General features: G+C 72.6%; 17 protein-coding genes. 9 read left to right on the top strand and 8 right to left on the bottom strand.

What is annotated here, in order from left to right:
- Positions 1-41: 41 nt before the first annotated feature.
- Entirely contained in the window at positions 42-2,648 is a 2,607-nt protein-coding gene (locus BR98_RS29415) for a GH92 family glycosyl hydrolase (RefSeq protein WP_083977124.1), read from the top strand.
- A 73-nt stretch (positions 2,649-2,721) separates the two neighbouring features.
- Here the strand turns inward: BR98_RS29415 and BR98_RS29410 are convergent, their stop codons facing one another.
- The 3 genes from BR98_RS29410 to BR98_RS29400 form a co-directional block, all read right to left on the bottom strand.
- A complete protein-coding gene (locus BR98_RS29410; RefSeq protein ID WP_035849406.1) occupies positions 2,722-3,855 on the bottom strand; it encodes an RNA polymerase sigma factor in 1,134 nt (377 codons plus the stop codon).
- 92 nt (positions 3,856-3,947) lie between these two features.
- Positions 3,948-5,852: a DNA primase gene (gene dnaG / locus BR98_RS29405; RefSeq protein WP_035849404.1), complete on the bottom strand. Its 1,905-nt coding sequence runs from the start codon at positions 5,850-5,852 to the stop codon at positions 3,948-3,950.
- Positions 5,853-5,892: 40 nt separating this feature from the next.
- Entirely contained in the window at positions 5,893-7,176 is a 1,284-nt protein-coding gene (locus BR98_RS29400) for a deoxyguanosinetriphosphate triphosphohydrolase (RefSeq protein ID WP_051970362.1), read from the bottom strand.
- Between the two features lie 121 nt (positions 7,177-7,297).
- Here BR98_RS29400 and BR98_RS29395 point away from each other — a divergent pair, with 121 nt between their 5' ends.
- From BR98_RS29395 to BR98_RS38475, 5 genes are all read left to right on the top strand, one after another.
- Positions 7,298-7,942, top strand: coding sequence for a winged helix-turn-helix domain-containing protein (locus BR98_RS29395; protein ID WP_083977122.1), 645 nt, complete (start codon positions 7,298-7,300; stop codon positions 7,940-7,942).
- Positions 7,942-9,285 carry an MFS transporter gene (locus BR98_RS29390; protein WP_083977120.1) on the top strand — a complete coding sequence of 448 codons (1,344 nt, stop codon included), beginning with the start codon at positions 7,942-7,944 and terminating at the stop codon, positions 9,283-9,285. The genes BR98_RS29395 and BR98_RS29390 overlap by 1 nt, the downstream gene beginning before the upstream one ends.
- Before the next feature lie 93 nt (positions 9,286-9,378).
- The gene (locus tag BR98_RS29385; protein ID WP_051970356.1) at positions 9,379-9,906 is read left to right on the top strand and encodes a SigE family RNA polymerase sigma factor; all 528 of its coding nucleotides are present in this window, start codon (positions 9,379-9,381) and stop codon (positions 9,904-9,906) included.
- A gap of 46 nt (positions 9,907-9,952) precedes the next feature.
- A complete protein-coding gene (locus BR98_RS29380) occupies positions 9,953-11,164 on the top strand; it encodes a hypothetical protein (protein ID WP_035849402.1) in 1,212 nt (403 codons plus the stop codon).
- A gap of 60 nt (positions 11,165-11,224) precedes the next feature.
- Positions 11,225-11,404 carry a helix-turn-helix domain-containing protein gene (locus BR98_RS38475; RefSeq protein ID WP_083977118.1) on the top strand — a complete coding sequence of 60 codons (180 nt, stop codon included), beginning with the start codon at positions 11,225-11,227 and terminating at the stop codon, positions 11,402-11,404.
- Between the two features lie 9 nt (positions 11,405-11,413).
- Here the strand turns inward: BR98_RS38475 and BR98_RS29375 are convergent, their stop codons facing one another.
- From BR98_RS29375 to BR98_RS29365, 3 genes are all read right to left on the bottom strand, one after another.
- Entirely contained in the window at positions 11,414-11,776 is a 363-nt protein-coding gene (locus BR98_RS29375) for a hypothetical protein (RefSeq protein ID WP_035849399.1), read from the bottom strand.
- Positions 11,777-11,837: 61 nt separating this feature from the next.
- Positions 11,838-12,206 carry a nuclear transport factor 2 family protein gene (locus BR98_RS29370; protein ID WP_035849396.1) on the bottom strand — a complete coding sequence of 123 codons (369 nt, stop codon included), beginning with the start codon at positions 12,204-12,206 and terminating at the stop codon, positions 11,838-11,840.
- Entirely contained in the window at positions 12,203-13,384 is a 1,182-nt protein-coding gene (locus BR98_RS29365; protein ID WP_035849393.1) for an MFS transporter, read from the bottom strand. The genes BR98_RS29370 and BR98_RS29365 overlap by 4 nt, the downstream gene beginning before the upstream one ends.
- Positions 13,385-13,468: 84 nt before the next feature.
- Between BR98_RS29365 and BR98_RS29360 the strand changes: the two genes are divergently transcribed.
- On the top strand, positions 13,469-14,032 hold the full coding sequence (locus BR98_RS29360; protein ID WP_051970352.1) for a TetR/AcrR family transcriptional regulator: 564 nt from the start codon (positions 13,469-13,471) through the stop codon (positions 14,030-14,032).
- Between the two features lie 20 nt (positions 14,033-14,052).
- On the opposite strand, the gene BR98_RS29355 is transcribed toward BR98_RS29360, so the two are convergent.
- A complete protein-coding gene (locus BR98_RS29355) occupies positions 14,053-15,051 on the bottom strand; it encodes an SGNH/GDSL hydrolase family protein (RefSeq protein WP_157537975.1) in 999 nt (332 codons plus the stop codon).
- 8 nt (positions 15,052-15,059) lie between these two features.
- Positions 15,060-15,989, bottom strand: coding sequence for a PAC2 family protein (locus BR98_RS29350; RefSeq protein WP_035849392.1), 930 nt, complete (start codon positions 15,987-15,989; stop codon positions 15,060-15,062).
- A 662-nt stretch (positions 15,990-16,651) separates the two neighbouring features.
- Between BR98_RS29350 and BR98_RS29345 the strand changes: the two genes are divergently transcribed.
- Both BR98_RS29345 and BR98_RS29340 read left to right on the top strand, forming a co-directional pair.
- The gene (locus BR98_RS29345; RefSeq protein WP_083977116.1) at positions 16,652-17,413 is read left to right on the top strand and encodes a GNAT family N-acetyltransferase; all 762 of its coding nucleotides are present in this window, start codon (positions 16,652-16,654) and stop codon (positions 17,411-17,413) included.
- A 93-nt stretch (positions 17,414-17,506) separates the two neighbouring features.
- Positions 17,507-18,508, top strand: coding sequence for a hypothetical protein (locus BR98_RS29340; RefSeq protein ID WP_051970347.1), 1,002 nt, complete (start codon positions 17,507-17,509; stop codon positions 18,506-18,508).
- The last annotated feature ends 4 nt before the right edge of the window (positions 18,509-18,512 follow it).

The raw sequence follows: 18,512 nt of genomic DNA, 5'->3' as shown, positions 1-18,512 counted from the left end.
GGCCGCGCGGGAAGGTCGCCCTGGCCGCCTGCGCCGCCCTGGTGAGCGCGAGCTGCATCCAGTCCACGCATTCCTCCGCGCTGCCCACCCAGGCCTCCGCGCCATCCACCCACACGCCCACCAACGCGCGCGGCGCCGTGGCGCGGATCACGGTCAACGACCCGGCCCAGTGGGTGAACACCTTCGTCGGCACCCAGCAGGGTGCGGTCGACTACGGCAACGGCGGTGGGGCCGGCAACACCTTCCCCGGCGCGGTCGCACCGCTGGGCATGATCCAGTGGAGCCCCGACACGGTCACGTACCAGCACGGCGGCTACGACTACGACGACAACCGGATCCGCGGGTTCAGCCTCACCCACATATCCGGGGCGGGCTGCGGGGACTACGGCAACGTCCCGTTCCTGCCGTTCCTCGGCAGCGGCTCGCCCGGCTACTCGACCTTCTCACACAGCAACGAGTCGTCCTCGCCAGGGACTTACTCGGTCACCTTCGACAACGGGATCAGAACCGACCTGGCGGTCACCCAACGCTCGGGCATCGCCCAGTTCAGCTATCCGGCCGGCCAGACCGCCTCGCTCACGGTGGACGCCGGCAAGGCCTTCAACGCCGCCACCGGCAGCGTGGCGGTCAGCTCCAACGGGATCGCCGGCTACACCGACAGCGGCAACTTCTGCGGCACCGGCAACCACTACCGGCTGTTCTTCTCGGTGGTCTTCGACCACCCGTTCGCGAGCAGCAGTGTCAGTGGCGGGTCGTCGGCCCAGGTCTCCTTCGACACCTCGGCCAACCGGACCGTCACGGCGAAGGTCGGGATCTCCTTCGTCAGCGCGGACAACGCGTACGCCAACCTCCAGGCCGAGCAGGGGGGTTACAGCTTCAGCCAGGTCAGCTCGCTGACCCGGGGAGGGTGGAACGGCATGCTGGGGCGGATCGCGGTGGCCGGCGGGAACATCTTCGACACCGTGACCTTCTACAGCGCGCTGTACCACGCCCTGCAGGACCCGAGCGTGTTCAGCGACACGGACGGCCGCTACCCGGGATTCGACGGGCAGCTCCACACCGTCCCGGCAGGCCACGCCGAGTACGCCGACTTCTCCGGCTGGGACGTCTACCGCTCCCAGGCGCAGTTGCTGGCGCTGCTGGCCCCGCAGCAGGCCTCGGACGTCGCCCAGTCGATCGTCAACCAGGGGGCGCAGGCGGGGTATCTGGACCGCTGGACGCTGGCGAACGGCAACACCGGGGTGATGATCGGCGACCCGTTGCCGATCATCGGCAGCAACCTGTTCGCCTTCGGCGCCACCGACTTCGACTACTGGAGCCTTCTCTGGCAGTCCTGGCAGGGCACCGTCAAGGACAACGAGCGGCCCGGCCAGGCCAGCGAGCACACCGAGGGCTTCGTGCCGAACGGCATCGGCTGGGGCGCCGCCGCGGCCACCCTGGAGTACGCCACCGCCGACTTCGCGATCTCCCAACTCGCGGGCCGGCTGGGCGACACGGCGATCCACGACGTGCTGCTGCACCAGTCCTCGAACTGGCGCGACATCCTCAACCAGGACAACCACTACCTCCAGCCGCGCAACGCCGACCACAGCTGGCCGGGCTTCGACCCGACCTCGCAGAGCGGGTGGGTGGAGGGCAACGGCGCCCAGTACACCTGGCTGGTGCCGCAGAACCCCAAGGGTCTGATCGCCGCGCTGGGCGGCCCGGGCCCGGTGGTCTCCCGGTTGGACTCGCTCTTCGGCAACGGCCTGAACGCGGGCCCGAACTCGGCGGGCGCCTACCTCGGCAACGAGCCGTCCTCGGCCATCCCCTGGCTCTACGACTACGCGGGCCGGCCCGACCGGACCGAGGCTGTGGTCCGCCAGGCGCTGACCACGCTGTTCTCGTGGGGTCCGAACGGCGAGGTCGGCAACGACGACCTCGGCCAGATGTCCGCCTGGGCCGTCTGGGCCGCCGTCGGGATGTACCCGGAGATCCCCGGGCGGGCCGAACTGGCGTTGGCCAGCCCGCTCTTCCCGGCCATCACGATCAGCCGGGGCAACGGGGTGACGATCGACATCACCGCGCCGGGCGCGACCGGCAACACGCCCTATGTCACCAGCCTTCAGGTCAACGGCTCCTGGTCCCAGCAGCCGTGGCTGAGCGAGGACTTCGTGCAGCACGGCGGCACGCTGGCCTACGGGCTCAGCAGCACCGACTCGCCCGGCTGGGGCACGGCGGCGGCGAACGCCCCGCCGTCCTTCGACACCGGTCCGGCCATGCCGGTCACCGGCCCGATCACCGGCCTGGCCGGCAAGTGCGTGGACGACTACCACAGCCAGACCAGCTGGGGCAACAAGATCCAGATCTGGGACTGCAACGGCACCGGCGCCCAGCAGTGGACCCTGGCCTCGGACGGCAGCGTCCAGGTCCTCGGCTCCTGCCTGGACGTCGTGCACAGTGGGACGACGGCCGGCAACCTGGTGGACCTGTGGCCGTGCAACGGCACCGGGGCCCAGCAGTGGTGGCCGCGCTCGGACGGCTCACTGGTCAACCCGCCGTCCGGCCTCTGCCTGGATCTGCCGAACAGCAACACCACCGACGGTACGCAGCTCCAGATCTGGGGCTGCAACGGTACCGGCGCCCAGCGCTGGACGGTCCCGCACTGACCGCCCGAGCCCGGACCGCGAGCCGCCGGCCGGCCCGCCCCACCCGCCGACCCGCGGGCGGGGCGGGCCTTCGTCAGTCCAGGTAACCACGCAGCTGCTCGGCGAAGGCGTGGTCGCGCAGCTTGGCCAGGGTCTTGGCCTCGATCTGACGGATACGCTCGCGGGTCACGCCGAACAGGGCGCCGATCTCCTCCAGGGTGCGCGGGCGGCCGTCGGTGAGGCCGTAGCGCAGTTCCACCACCTTGCGTTCGCGTTCGCCGAGCGTGGCCAGCACTGCCTCCAGGTGCTCGCGCAGCAGCAGGAAGGCGGCACTCTCGGCGGGCTCGGCCGCGTCCGCGTCCTCGATCAGGTCGCCGAGCGCGACGTCCTCCTCCTCGCCGATCGGGATGTGCAGCGAGATCGGCTCCTGGGCCAGGCGCAGCACTTCGCGGACCCGGGTCTCGGTCAGTTCCAGGACCAGGCCGAGCTCGGCGGCCGTCGGCTCGCTGCCGCGCTCCTGCAGCATCCGGCGCTGCACCCGCAGCACCCGGTTGATCAGCTCCACCACGTGCACCGGGACCCGGATGGTGCGGGCCTGGTCGGCCAGCGCGCGGCTCATCGCCTGCCGGATCCACCAGGTCGCGTAGGTCGAGAACTTGTAGCCGCGGGTGTAGTCGAACTTCTCCACCGCACGGATCAGCCCGAGGTTGCCCTCCTGGACCAGGTCCAGCATGGTCAGTCCGCGCCCGACGAAGCGCTTGGCCACCGAGACCACCAGGCGCAGGTTCGCCTCGATCAGCCGGCGTTTGGCGATCCGGCCCAGCACCACCAGGTGGTCCAGGTCGTCGGCGAACCGGCCCTCGGGCAGTCCGTGCTGCTGCAGGTGCTCCTCGGCGAACAGGCCGGCCTCGACCTGCCGGGCCAGTTCGACCTCCTCCGCCGCGCTGAGCAGCCGGATCCGGCCGATCTCGCGCAGGTACTGGCGGAACAGGTCTGCGGCGGGGCCGACTTGCTCGTCCAGCCGGGCGAGGGCGACGGGCCGGTCGAACTCGCCGGGGTCCCCGTCCGGGTCCGGATCGGCGTCCGACTCGGCGTCCGACTCGGCCTCGGGGTCGGCCTCGGGGTCGGCGTCGGCGTCCGGGTCGGTCCCGGCATCGGGCTCGGGGGCGCGTTCCAACGACGGCTCGGGAGCGCTCTCCGGGGGGTGCTCGGTGGTGGCGATCTCCAAAGGGACCCACCTCTGCTGAGGCCTGGAACGAGGACCCCTTCAGTGTGGGGTACGCCACACTCCCCCGCCGAGGGGCGTGCGCCTACTTTCACCTAGAGCCCGGCCGCGCCGCGCACCTTCAGGTTGTCGTCGTACTGCTGGAGCGCCCACAGCTCCTGCTGCACGGGCGCCAACTCCTCGGCCGTCGCCCGGTTCCCGAGTCGCTGGAGCTGGCCGCGGACCTCCTCCACCCGGCGCCGGACCGCGGCGCGGCGCAGGTTGACCAGGAACTCCCCCGCGTAGATCTCGTCCGGCTTGCGCCGGGTGCGGATCGGCTCGACCGTCAACTCGGTGACCAGAGAGCGGACTTGGGCATCCTCGGCAGCCTCCTGGACCAGCCCGAGGAAGTTCGGCACGCTCGCGCCGTAGCTGGTGCCGCCGGCCTTGCCGAGGGCTCGGCGGACCGCCGCGTACGGCGGGGTCGGGAACTCGTCCTCGCCGTACTGGTCGAACGCCGGGCTGACCAACTCCGGGTGCTGGAGGGCGAGTTTGAGCAGCTCGCGCTCGACGAACTGGGCCGGGTCGCGCGGGTTGAGGCGGAACGCGGGGCGCTGCTGGACGGGTTGCGGCTGCTGCTGGGCCAGTGGTGCGCGCTGGCTTCGCGCCTGCTGCGGCGCCTCCCGCTGCCAGCGCGAGATCTGGCTGATCCGGCGCACCACGAACTGCTCGTCCAGAATGCCCAGCAGGCCCGCGAGTTGGACGGCGTACTCGTGGCGGATCGACGGGTCCTTGATCTTGGCGACGATCGGCGCCGCCTCCTCGAGTGCGGCGGCGCGACCCTCGGCCGCGTCCACCCGGTGCCGGGCCACCGTGGAGCGCAGCGCGAACTCGAACAGCGGCACCGGGTTGGCGATCAGCTCGCGCACCGCGTCCTCGCCCTGGGCCAGCCGCAGTTCGCACGGGTCCATGCCGCCGGGGGTGATCGCGATTGAGGTGCGGGCGGCGAACTTCTGGTCGTCCTCGAAGGCGCGCAGCGCGGCCTTCTGGCCGGCCGCGTCGCCGTCGAAGGTGAAGACCGTCTCGCCACGGTACTGCGAGGTGTCCATCAGCAGCCGGCGGATGATCTTGATGTGGTCCTCGGCGAACGCCGTACCGCAGGTGGCCACCGCCGTGGTGACGCCGGAGAGGTGACAGGCCATCACATCGGTGTAGCCCTCGACCACCACGGCCCGCCCGGTCTTGGCGATCTCCTTCTTGGCCAGGTCGATGCCGTAGAGCACATGGGACTTCTTGTAGATCGGCGTCTCGGGGGTGTTGAGGTACTTCGGCCCGTTGTCGTCCTCGCGCAGCCGGCGCGCACCGAAACCGACCACCTCGCCGGCCACGTCCCGGATCGGCCACACCAGCCGGCCCCGGAAGCGGTCGATCAACCCGCCGCGCTGGCCCTGCGAGGCGAGGCCGCCCTGCAGGATCTCCCGGTCGGTGAAGCCCTTGCCGCGCAGGTAGCGGACCAGGTGCTCCCAGCCGGCCGGTGCGTAGCCGACGCCGAACCGGGCCGCCGCCTCGGCGTCGAAGCCGCGCTCGGCCAGGAAGGCGCGGCCGATCTCGCCCTCGGGCGTCTCCAGCTGCTCCCGGTACCAGGCGGCGGCCACCTTGTGCGCCTCGACCAGCCGGGTGCGCTCGCCCTGCTGGCCGCGCGAGGAGTAGCCGCCCTCCTCGTACCGCAGCGTGATGTTGGCCTGGGCGGCCATCCGCTCGACGGCCTCGGCGAAGGAGAAGTGCTCGATCTTCATCAGGAAGGAGATCGTGTCGCCGCTCTCCTGGCAGCCGAAGCAGTGGAAGACGCCCTTGCTCGGGCTGACGTAGAAGGAGGCCGACTTCTCGTCGTGGAACGGGCAGACGCCCTTCAGCTGGCCGCCGCCACCGTTGGCGAGCTGCACATAGTCGCCGACGACCACGTCGATGGGCAGCGCGTCACGCACTGCCTGTACGTCTTCATCCCTGATCCGCCCGGCCACCTGGCGAGTGTACGGGTTGACGACCGTTTTCCCCCGATGCTCAGGTCCAGGCCTGGCCGACCAGCCGGGAGTGCATGGCCAGCGCCGAGGCGTCGGTCAGGGTGGCGATCTGGTCGATCACCGCGCGCAGCGCCGCCCCGTCGTCCTCGGCCTCCTCGTACAGCGCGTGGAAGACCGGGTCCAGGCCGACCGGTGCCTCCCGGCTCAGTACGTAGGCCAGCTCGGCGATCACGATCCGCTGACTGGCCCGCAGCTTGGCCTGCTCGTCGCGCTGCATCACGTAACGCACCGCGACCGCCTTGAGCACCGCGCACTCCAGTCGGACCGAGCGCGGGACCACCAGCTCGGCCATGTACCGGGTGAGCCGGCCCGGACCGTACCTGGCCCGGGTGGCCTGCTCGGCGGCCTGGCAGAACCGGCCGATCAGCTGGCTGGTGAGGTCCTTCAGGCCGGCCCTGGCGCGGGCCGTCCCGTCGTAGGCCCGCGGCCACCACTCCTCGGCCTGCAAGCGGTCCAGCGCCTCGCCGAACTCCTCCGGCTCGGCGCCGGGCGCGTACCGCTCGGCGACCTTGAAGAGCTCGACCCGCTCCTCGGGGCTGCGCAGCGCCGTCGGGTCGATGTGGCCGGCGTAGAGGCCGTCCTCCACGTCATGGGTCGAGTAGGCGACGTCGTCGGACCAGTCCATCACGGTGGCCTCGAAGCACTTGCCGCCGGGCGGCGCACCGGACCGCAGCCAGCGGAAGACCGGCAGGTCGTCGCCGTAGACGCCGAACTTGGCGGAGTCCGGGTCGGTGGGGTGGCCGCCGCGCGGCCAGGGGTACTTGGTGGCGGCGTCCAGTGCGGCGCGGGTCAGGTTGAGGCCGACGCTGCGGCCCGGCCAGGGGGCCAGCCGGGCCGGCTGCTCGTCCTGCGGGGCGAAGCGCTTGGGCTCCAGTCGGGTCAGGATGCGCAGCGACTGGGCGTTCCCCTCGAATCCGCCGCAGGCCTCGGCGGCCTGGTCCAGAGCCTCCTCGCCGGTGTGGCCGAAGGGCGGGTGGCCGATGTCATGGGCCAGGCAGGCGGTCTCCACCAAGTCCGGGTCGCAGCCCAGGGCGGCCCCCAACTCCCGCCCCACCTGGGCGCATTCGAGCGAGTGGGTGAGCCGGGTGCGGGGGAAGTCGCTGCGCATCGGGGCGACCACCTGGGTGGTGCCGGCCAGTCGGCGCAGCGCGGCGGAGTGCAGCACCCGGGCGCGGTCGCGCTGGTAGGCGGTGCGGCCGGGGCGCTTGTCCGGCTCGGGCACCCAGCGGGCTTCGGCGTGCTCGTCTTTCGTGACGTTGTCCATTGGGTCACACGGTACGCCGCGGCAGTGACGGATCGGCGGCAGCGCGCAGGCCTCAAAGATGCAGAGAGTTCTCTGCAGATATCGCTATGCAGAGAACTCTCTGCAAGCTAGAGTTCCTGCCATGAGCGAGAGCACGCCACCCGAGAACGCAGCACAAGCGAACGCGGCACCCTCGAACGCAGCACCCGAGCACACACCCCGCGAAGCCCGCACCGTCGACCCGCGCAGCCTGCGGGCCCTGGCCCATCCGCTCCGGATGCGGATCCTGGACCAGCTCACCGACCAGGGCCCGAGCACCTCCGCCCGACTGGCCGAGCAACTCGGCGAGAACACCGGCACGGTCAGCTGGCACCTGCGCCACCTCGCCGAGCACGGCTTCATCGAGGAGGAGGAGGGCCGCGGCACCAAGCGCGAGCGCTGGTGGCGGCGGATCAGCCCGAAGTTGGTCTTCAACACCAGCGAGCTGACCCTCGACCCGGAGACCAGCCAGGCGATGTCCGAGTACAAGCGGCACTACCTGGAGCGCAGCTTCCAGCGGGCCGCGCAGGCGCTCGCCCAACCGCTCACCGGGGGCTGGATCGGCTCCGGAAACATGTCCGACTGGGGCGACGTCCGGATGACCCCGGCCCAGCTCAGCGCACTCGGCGCCGAGCTGATGGAGGTGATCGGCCGTCACGTTCCGGACCCCGAGGCGCCGGTGCCGGCCGAGGCGCGGCCCGTGCTGATCCAGTTCCAGACCCTGCTGATGAACGCCGAGGAGTCCTGATGAAGACCACCGCCACCGCTGCTGCCACCGCCACCACTGCCGCCACCACCGCAGGCACCACCACCCCGCACGCCCCGGCCGCCGACCGCCGCCGGAGCCTGCTGCGCCGCCACCGCGACTTCCGACTGCTCTTCACCGGCGAGGTGGCCGGCAAGTACGGTTCCTCGGTCACCGGCCTGGCCTTACCCCTGATCGCGGTCGGCACCCTGCACGCCGGCGCCTTCGAGGTCAGCGCGCTGCCCGCCGCCACCTGGCTGCCCTGGCTGCTGATCGGCCTGCCGGTCGGCGCCTGGGTGGACCGGATGCGCAGACGGACCGTCATGCTGGTCTCCGCCGCCGTCCAGCTGCTCTGCTACCTGAGCATCCCGGTGGCCGCCGCCATGGGCCTGCTGAGCTACCCCCAGCTGCTGCTGGTGGCGCTCTGCGCCGGGGCCGGCGCGGTCTTCTTCCAGACCGCCTACACCGCCTACCTGCCCACCCTGGTCGACGAGACGGACCGCGCGGAGGGCAACGCCAAGCTGCACGGCAGCGCCTCGGCCGCGCAGATCGTCGGCCTCGGCTCCGGCGGCGCCCTGGCCCAGCTCTTCGGACCGGTGAACAGCCTGCTCGCCAACACCGTGACCTTCCTGATCTCGCTCGGCTCCACCGCCGCGATCAAGCAGCGCGAACCGGTCAAGGAGCCCACCGAGCGGCCGAAGCGGGCCCTGCTCGGCGAGGTGCGCCAGGGCCTGCGGCTGGTCACCCGGGACCCGTGGCTGCGGCCGTTCATGATGCACGGCGCGCTGGCCAACCTCTTCCTGACGGCCTACCAGTCGATCCTGGTGGTCTTCCTGATCAAGCAGGCCGGCCTGCCGGAGAGCGCGCTCGGCACCCTGATCGGTGCCGCCAGCATCGGCGGCGTGCTCGGCGCCACCCTGGCCCGCCGGGTCGGCACCGCGATCGGCACGGCTCGGGCGATGCTCTTCTTCCTGCTCGGCCTGCCCTCACTGGTCCTGCTGATCCCGCTCACCACCGACGGCGCCGGCGTGCTCTGCTTCCTGGTCGGCGGCCTCGCGGTCTCCGGCGGTGTGGTGGCCGGCAACGTGCTGCGCGCCACCTTCACCCAGCGCTACACCCCCGCCGAGTTGCTCGGCCGGATCTCCGCCAGCGGCGCCTTCCTCAACTACGGCACCATCCCGCTCGGCGCCCTCCTCGGCGGCGGCCTGGCCGACGTCCTCGGTCTGGTCCCGGCCATGTGGCTGACCTGCGCCGGCGTCCCGCTGGCCGCCCTGGCCCTCTGGTTCTCCCCGCTGCGCCGCTACCGCGACCTGCCGACCGACCTGACCATGCCGACGGCGGCCTGACCGCCACTCACCTCCCGCACTCACCTCCCAGCCCCGGAGCGCCCGCCGCTCCGGGGCTGGGACGCGCCCGCCGACCCATCGCGTTAGACAGGTATGAAGCGTTCAACGCCCAGTCCCGCGCCGCCGGGCCCGCTGGACTTCCGGGAGTTCGCCGCCGCGAGGGGCCGCCACCTGATCCGGACGGCCTACCTGCTGACGGGCGGCGACGCGCACCTGGCCGAGGACCTCGCCCAGGAGGCGCTGGGCCGGGTCTTCGGGAAGTGGCGCCGGATATCCCGGCTCGACAACCCGGCCGGCTACGCACAGACCGTCCTGGTCAACACCTTCCTCTCCCACCGCCGCCGGCGCAGCAGCGCCGAGCAGGTGACCGACACCTTCGCCGAGGTGGCGGTCAGCGACGCCGACCCCTCGCTGCGGGTCACCCTGCTGCGGGCCCTCGGTGAACTGTCCGCGCAGGACCGCGCCGTCCTGGTGCTGCGCTTCTGGGAGGACCAGAGCGTGGAGGAGACCGCCGAGACACTGCGGCTGAGCCCGAGCGGTGTCCGCTCACGCAGCAGCCGGGCCCTCGAGCGCCTGCGTGGCGTCCTCGGCGAGGAACTGGACGACCTCGCGCGCACCTGATGCGCCTCCCACTCAGCCAGCCATCCGACAGGAGGGGCCCGCGGCCATGCCTTTTGACGACAAGTTCACCCGACTGCTCCAGGAAGCCGCCGAGTTGGCACCCGACCCGCCCGGCAGCGCGCTGGCCGACGCCGCCGAGCGGCGGAGCCGCCGGCACACCGCGCGCAGGCGCGCGGCGGTGGCCGGGGGTGCGGCCGCGCTGCTGGTGGTCGGCCTGGGTGCCGCCGAACTGCGGCCGGGGGGCCTCTCCGTGGCAGCGAGCCATGACCGCTCCGGCGGGGTCTCGGCGCAGTTCATGATCGACACGCTGACCTCGCTACTGCCGCCCGGCCGGATCAGCGAGGCGCACGGCAGCGGTATCGGCGACGGCTCGACGCCCGGCGGGGGACCGCAGGCCTCGCTGCTGTACGACGACGGGCACGGTGCCGCACTGGTCCAGCTCACCACTGACCGGCTGAGCCTCCCGGTCACCAGGTGGACCGGCGGAACCCAGTGCCCCGACCCGTTCAACGCGCCCGTCGAAGGCTGCACCCGCACGGTGCGGCCGGACGGCTCAGTGGTGGTGTTCCAGCGGGAAGCTCCCCGCACGGCCGGCGCACCGGCGACCTGGACCGTCTTGTACACCGGCACCGACGGGCGGCGGGTGCGGATCGACGAGCGCAACTCACGCACCACCGGAGCCCCGACCACCCGGCCTCAACCTCCGCTGGGCGGCGACCAGTTGACCGCCGTCGCGGTAAGCGCCGAGTGGGACCTGCTGTTCGCCGAGTTCACCGTCTCGGCCAGCGCCCCGCCCGCCGCCACGGCCGAACGGACGCCGTCGGAGATCATCGCGGCGGTCGAGAAGCTACTGCCGGCGGGCGCCCGGTGCGAGGCGGACCCCAGCAAGCAGGTCACCCTCGGCACCGCTCATCTGACAGTCACTCTGGAAGGACGGACCAGCATGCTCACCATTACGGCCCTGCGGGACTGGAACCTGGGCCTGCCCAGGTCGCCGCGGGAGACCTTCGACGCGGCTCCGCAGAGCAACACCGTGACCCACACCGCCGACGGGACCAGCGTGGTCAGCTGGTCCGCCGAGCCCGGCACCGACGGCGGGACAGTGCGCGGCCGAGTGGTCCACACCCAGCACCCCGACGGGACCCGGGTGGAGGTCGTGGAGTGGAGCGGGACCAACGGCTACCAGTTCACCGACACAGCGCTGGCCCTGAGCTCTGACCAGTTGGCGGCGATCGCCGCGGACACCAGCTGGATCTGAGCGCGGCCCGGCGGCGGCCGTTCAACACCCGCCGCCGGGAGCCGACTCGGCCGCACCGGGCTGAGCTTCCAGCAGTGGCGCGCCCAGTTCCGGCTGCAGCACGCGCTGACCCTGCTCGCCGAGGGCCGCTCGGTCACCTCGGTGGCCGCCGCCTCCGGCTACCACTCCCCCAGCGCCTTCATCGAGGCCTTCCGGCACGCCTTCGGCACCACCCCGGGCCGCCACCAGCGCGGCGGCTGAGACCATCCTTCAGCCGGCGTGCCCCAGCAGCCGTCGCCAGCGCGGCTGTTCGGTGACCACGCAGGCCAGTGCCAGCAGCGTGACGGGCACCGACGCCCAGGCCGGCCAGAGCAGCCAGGCTCCCGCCACGGCCGCGCTCAGCTCCATCAGCACCAGGCCGATGGTCCCCCACCCCGGGATGGGGACCAGCACCTTGGTCTTTCCGTTGTCACCGGGGGTGGCCAGCACGGCGGGCAGCCCGATCAGCAGGAGCACGGCGAGGATCGCCAACAGGATCGAGATCCGGCCCAGGGCCCAGGGCAGGGCCACCCAGGCGATCAGTTCGGCGACGACGCGCAGCACGTCGGGCAGCGGGTAGGAAGGTCTGCTCATGCGCGGAACTGTCCCACGAGCCGAGGGCCCGTGGGACAGCGCGTCCATGGCTGACGCTGCGTCAGATCACCGGCCGGCCGCTCGCCGTCGCCTCCGGCACCTGCTCGCTCACGTCCCAGTGCTCGACGATCAGGCCGTTCTCGATCCGGAAGACGTCCACCACGGCGATGCCGGGCTCACCGGGGGTGAGGGTGGCCAGCGAGTGGGCGAAGACCAGCTCGCCCTCGGCGGCGATCCGCCGCAGCTCGAAGTGCAGTTGCGGGAACTGGCCGCGCAGCGTGTCCACCAGGCCCGCGACCGCCGCCCGGCCGTCGGGCAGTTTGGCGTTGTGCTGGGCCAGGTCGGCGGCGAGGTAGCGGTCGGCCTGCTCGGTGCGGCCCTGGTTCCAGACCGTCTCCAGGTAGTCGCGGATCAGCTGACCGTTCGTCATATCAAGGCTCTTTCAAGGGAGTTTGCGAAACGGTGGGTCGAGACCAGGTGGGCCACGGCGCCCAGGGCCAGCGGCAGCAGTCCGACGGCGGCCAGTGTGTCGGCGCCGAGCCGGGGCAGCAGGGCCGAGGCCAGCAGGCTGCCGAGGCTGATCCCGACGTAGAGCATCGAGGCGTTGAGGGCCAGCAGCAGTCCGCGCTGCTCGGGTGCGAGCGCGATCAACCTGGCCTGCTGCGGTGCCTGGTAGAGCTGACTGAAGAAGGCCCAGAGCGCCAGCAGGGCAACGGCGGGCAGCAGCCCGGACGGTGCCACCAGCAGCCCCAGGAAGGCGGCGGCCAGGCCGAGTTGGGTCAGCGCGATGGTCCGTCCGCCGCCGAGTCGGCCGAACACCCGGGCGCCGCAGGCGTTTCCGAGCACACCGACCAGCCCGAAGGCGAAGAGCACCAGGGTCACCTCCTCGGGCGCCAGCCCGAACCGCTCGGCCAGGTAGGCGCCGGCCACCCCGTAGACGGTGAACTGCGCGGCCATCGTGCAGAGCGTGGTGAGCACCACCGCCAGCACGCCCGGGGTGCGCAGCGCAGCCCGGTACCCGGCGGCTGTCGGCGGCGGTCCGGCCGGCAGCGGCGGCACCGACGCGGCCACCAGCACCAGGGCCAGGGCGGTGACGGCGGCCAGTCCGGCCAGTGTCCAGCGCCAGCCGATCGCGCCGCCCAGGTAGGAGGAGAGCGGTACGCCGAGCACGGCCGCGACCGTCATCCCGGCGAAGACGGTGGCCAGCGCGCGGGGGCGGCGCTCCTCGGGGACCAGCAGCGAGCCCGCCGCCGAGGAGGCGGGGCCGAAGACCGCGCCGCCGAGGCCGCCGACCACCCGGGCGGCGATCAGCGCGGCGGAGTTCGGGGCCAGCGCGCCGGCCAGTCCGCCGAGGGCGAGCAGCCCGAGGCCGAGCAGCAGCACCCGGCGCCGATCCAGCCGGCGCAGTACGGCCGGTGCGAGCGGCGCGGCCACCGCGAAGGTCAGCGCGAAGACGCTGACCAGCACCCCGACCTGGGCCGGTCCGGTGTGCAGGGCCCGGCCGATCGGCCCGCCGAGGCCGACCACGGCGAGCGAGGCGGTGCCCAGGGTGAAGTACCCCAGGGAGAGCGAGAGCAGCGCGGGTAACGCGCCGCGGGGAGAGCGCATCGGAGACCCCCATTCACATACGGTCCGTTGCGTATCTCTATTTCAATACGAGACGCACCGTATGTCAACGGGTATCCTGGGCCCATGACCGGACGCCCCCGCGACCCTGCCGTCGACGAAGCCATCCGCCACGCGGCGCTGCAGCTCACCAAGGAGCACGGCTACCGCGGCCTGAGCATGGAGGGGATCGCGGCCCGCAGCGGGGTCTCCAAGCAGACCGTCTACCGCCGCTACCGCAGCAAGGGCGAGGTGGTGCTCGACGCACTGGCCGGCTTCGCGGTCGCCAAGCTGCCCACCCCCGACACCGGGAGCCTGCGCGGCGACCTGGCCGAGCTGCTCACCCTGACCTTCCGCACCGCCCAGGGCGTGGCCGGCGACCTCAACCGGGCACTGGCCGCCGAGGCGCTGCAGGACCCGGAGTTCGCCCGCCGGATGTGGCAGGAGCTGATCGCCGCCCGCCGGGAGGCGGTGCGCGAGCTGCTGGTCCGCGGCCGGGAGCGCGGCGAGGTGGGCCACCAGGACGAGGAGTTCCTGCTCGACCTGGTCTACGCGCCGCTCTGGTACCGCCTGCTGTTCGGCGTCGAGGCCCTCACCGACGAGTACGCGCTCGCCCTCACCGACGCGGTCTGCAAGGCCGCCGCCCGGTGACCTGAGTCGGACCGGCCTGGCTACTGGCCGGCGTGGACGGCCCGTAGGACCGCCTGGGCCATGCCCTGCTGGCCCGCCGCGTTCGGGTGCAGCGGGGCGCGGCCGGGGGCCGGGAAGGGCGGTTCGATCCAGCGGGTGGTCCGGTCGGCGCACATGTCGTGGCCGGCGGAGGGGGTGTAGGTGTCCACGAAACCGGCCTTGGCCTCACGGGCGCGCGAACTCAGCACGGCGTTCAGGCGCTGCTCCTGCTCGGCGAGGAAGACCAGGTCGGCGGCGGCCACCGTGCGACCGAGGACCGGCAGGCAGCCGGCCGGGTCGGTCGGCAGCAGCGCCGGGTACCCCACCACGTACACCCTGGCCTGCGGCGCCCGCCGGGCCACCTCCTGCAGCACCCCGGCCAGCCGCACGCCGACGGTGTCGAGCACCCCGCTCAGCGTGGAGCTCCCGTCCGGCGCGGTGTACGAGTCCTTGCACGGCGCCTCGCCCTTGGCCAGCGCGACGGCCTTCAGCACGCCCTGCTCGGCGCACCGCTCGACCACCTTCATGAACTCCGCGTCGTTGCCGCCGATACCGACCGTCACCAGCCGGGTCTGCCCGTTGAGCGCGTCCAGTTGCGGCGGGTTGGCGCCGCCGTCCACCCGCTGAGCGGCCGTCAGGTCGGCGGTGGTGGCGCTGGAGCAGCTGACGTCGGTGAACTCCCCCTGGGTCAGCCGCAGGTCCTGCGCGACCAGCGAGGGGTAGTTGACCGTCGACCGGCCGCACCCCTTGGGCCCGGTCCCGGCCGGCTCCAGCTGCAGGCCGGAGGTGTACGAGTCGCCGAGCGCGACGTACGGCCCCGTGGGTGCGGGCGGGCTGGGTGCAGGGGTGCTGGGTGCGGGCGTGCTGGGCGCGCCCTTACCGGGCACGGCGCTCGCGGCCGCCGGCCGCCCACCACCCGAGGCCGAGCCCGAGCAGCCGGCGAGCAGCAGCAGCACCGCCAGCAGCCCGAGGATCTTCATGCCGGACCCAACGAACGACACCCGCGAAACTACTCCCCGCCCCGCTCGTGGTCGGCGAGGAACTGCTCGAACTGGCGGCCCAGCTCGTCCGCCGAGGGCAGCTCCGCCGCCTCCGCGAGCAGGCTCTCCCGGCTCTCCGCGCCCGCGACCGCGTCGTACTGGCCCTCCATGCCGCGGATCGCCGAGCTCAGCTCGTCGTCTCCCTGGGCCAGCTGCTCCTCGATGTCGGCGTACACCTCGCCCACCCGCTCGCGCAGCTCCTGGCCGGGCAGCACCAGGCCGCTGGCGGACTGCACCGCCTCCAGGATCAGCACCGCGGCCGCCGGGTAGGGCGAACGGGCCACGTAGTGCGGCACGTGCACGGCGAAGCCGAGCACGTCGTGCCCCGCCTCGGCCAGCCGGTACTCGACCAGCGCCTGGGCGCTGCCCGGCACCTGGGCGCGCTCGAACCAGACGGGGTAGCCGGTGGCCAGGTCGAGCCGGTTGCCGTGCGGGGTCAGGCCGACCGGGCGGGTGTGCGGCACGCCCATCGGGATGCCGTGGAAGTCCACCGTGAGGCGGACGCCGAGCTCGGTGACCAACTGGCCGACGGCGGCCGCGAAGGCCTCCCACTCGACGTCCGGCTCCGGGCCGGTGAGCACCAGGAACGGGGTGCCGGTGGCGTCCTGGACCAGCTGGAGCAGGATCTCCGGCGGCTCGTAGGAGGTCCAGCTCTCCCGGTCGAAGGTCATCGCGGGACGACGGGCCCGGTAGTCCACCAGGCGGTCGTGGTCGAACCGCGCCACCAGCTGTGGCTTGCCCTGCTCCAGCAGATGGGCCATCACCTGGCCGCCCGCCTCACCGGCGTCCATGAAGCCCTCGAAGTGGTAGAGCAGGATCAGGCCGTCGTCGGCGGTCGCGGCCGCCACCGCCGCCACGCCCTGCGGCTCAAGCTCGTACAGCGCCTCGGGATCACGCACCGCGCACCCAACCCGTTTCTACTCGTCGGTCCTACCTGTCGGTCATCAGCACCAGCGTGCCGCGCGGCACCGACATTCCCGCCGATCGCCCCACGCCGGAATCTTCTCACTTCCGAGCTGCCACCAAACCGCCACCCACTGGACATCCTCGCAGGTCAGCGCAGCAGAGTGGGGCGTGGGACTGGCCAAGACAGGGCCGTGCGGCGTAGCATCGAGGCCTTCGCTCCTCTTCTTGGCGCGCCGCGAAGTGACGCGGGGGGCCAAGGCAGGTATCGTCCTCTCGCTGCCTCGCATCGTCGCGTCGTCGCCACGTCGTCTGTCACGCCGTGGGCCACGATCCCGAACATGTTCGGTCTGCCACCGCCTCGCACCTTGCCTTCACTTGGCCGCCTGCTTCCCTTCGCGCTCTGATTCCCTCTTCGGCCATCTCGCGGACGCACACTGTCCCCCCGCACATCCCCGCCGGACCGGTCCATGCGAACCGTGCCCGCTCCGGCACCGCGCTGCCCGCCCAAGGGCCGCTTCCTCCCGTCGTACGGCCGATGCTCCGGCGTACCCAGGAGGCGCGGACCCGCTCTGGGCGGGGCGACCTGTCCACCGTCCCGGACGCCCGCAACCTGGGCGCGAGGGCATCCTCCGACCGCCGAAGGATCGAAGGTTCCGTGCCAGCACCTGTCACCCTCACCGGCCGCACCGTTCGGCTGGAGCCCCTCACCGAGCGGCACGCCGAGGCCCTGGCCGCGGCCGCCGCCGAGGACCGCACGACGTACGCCTTCACCGCCGTCCCCCAGGGCGTGGCGGCCGCGCGGGAGTTCATCGCGATCGCGCAGGCCGACATGGCGGCCGGCCGTTCGCTGGCCTTCGCCACCGTCCGGGCCTCCGACGGCCTGGTGGTCGGGTCCACCCGGTTCCTGGAACTGGACTACTGGCAGGGTCCGGTGGTCTGGCCGCCGCTGCCGGCCGGTCCGGTCGGCGACCCGCTGACCGCCACCCCCGACGCCGCCGAGATCGGCCGCACCTGGCTCTCCCGGCACGCCCAGGGCACCGGCATCAACACCGAGGCCAAGCTGCTGATGCTGCGGCACGCCTTCGAGACCTGGGGCGTGCAGCGGATCTCGCTGCGCGCGGACGCCCGCAACCTGCGCTCGCGCGCGGCGATCGAGCGACTCGGCGCCACCTCGGAGGGGGTCCGCCGGGCCCACAGCCGGGGTCTGGACGGCGTGGTGCGCAGCACCGCGTTCTACTCGATCCTGGCCGAGGAGTGGCCGGCGGTGCGCGACATCATCGAGCTGCGGATCGCGGCCGCGATCGCGCCGAGCGCCCCGGACCGGCGGATCGGCCACCTCGGGCAGATCGGGCACGGCCTCGGCCGCGAACGCGACCAGGAGTGCGTCAGACACACCGGCCCCCTGATCACGGTCTGAGCACGCCGGGCGCGAAAGTCAACATGGGCGGGGAGTGACCACCTCCGGGGGATATTTCGCATACCCACGGTCCGGCTGGGCACCACCCCGCACATGACTGCCCTTGAAACCGTCCGGCTGCTCGGCGCCGACCAGCAGCACATCGTCACCCGTGCGCAGCTGATCGAGCACGGTGTCCCGTCCGGGACCATCGCCCACCGCCTGCGTCCGGGCGGCCCGTGGCAGCGGGTGCTGCCACGGGTGATCTGCCTGCAGAGCGGCCGGCTGACACCACATCAGCGGCTGCGCGCGGCGCTCAGCTACGCGGCGCCCAAGGGCGAGCGGCCCAGGCCGGGAGCGGTGCTGCTGACCGGGCTCGCGGTGCTGGCCGACGCCGGTCTGGCCAGCGCCGGCCATCCCTCGGAAGTCGACGTGATCGACGTCCTGATCCCGAACGGGCGGCGGGTGGCCAGCCGGGACTTCGTCCGGGTGCACCGGGCGCCGACCCGGCCCAGCGGGATGCCGGCCGGCTTCGAGCGGGACGACGGATTGTGGAGCGTCGGCGTCGGCCGGGCGCTGGCCGATGTGGCGCCGTACCTGACGAGCAGCCGCCAGTTCCGCGCGCTCTGCACCGAGGCGGTGCAGGGGCGGCACTGCGAACGGGCCGACCTGCTGGCCCGGCTGCTCGGCGGCTCCTCGACCACCGCCTCGCTGGCGCACGTGCAACGCGTCGCCGACGAGTTGACCTGCGGCGTCTACTCGATCGCGGAGAGTGAGGCCCGCGAGGTGCTGCGCCGCAGCGGGCTGCCGGAGCCGCTGTGGAATCCGGTGCTGCTGCTGGACGGACGCTTCCTGGCGATCCCGGACGCGTTCTGGCCGCAGGCCTGCGTGGCACTGGAGCTGGACTCGCGGGCCTGGCACCTGCGGCCGGCCGACTACGAGCGCACCCTGACCCGGGGCAACCGGCTGCAGGCCGCCCGGCTGCCGGTGGTGCGGGCCACCCCGCACCAGTTCCGCACCGACCCGGCGGCGATCGTCCGGGAGCTGCGGACCCTGCTGACCAGCGGCCCGCACGGCCCCTGGCACCGGATCAGCTGGACCCGCCAACGCGTCTGAGGCG

It is taken from the genome of Kitasatospora azatica KCTC 9699 (assembly GCF_000744785.1).
In the GTDB taxonomy this organism is placed as follows: domain Bacteria; phylum Actinomycetota; class Actinomycetes; order Streptomycetales; family Streptomycetaceae; genus Kitasatospora; species Kitasatospora azatica.
The sequence above is the reverse complement of the archived record's forward strand: the minus strand, read 5'-3'. Positions and strand labels throughout refer to the sequence as shown.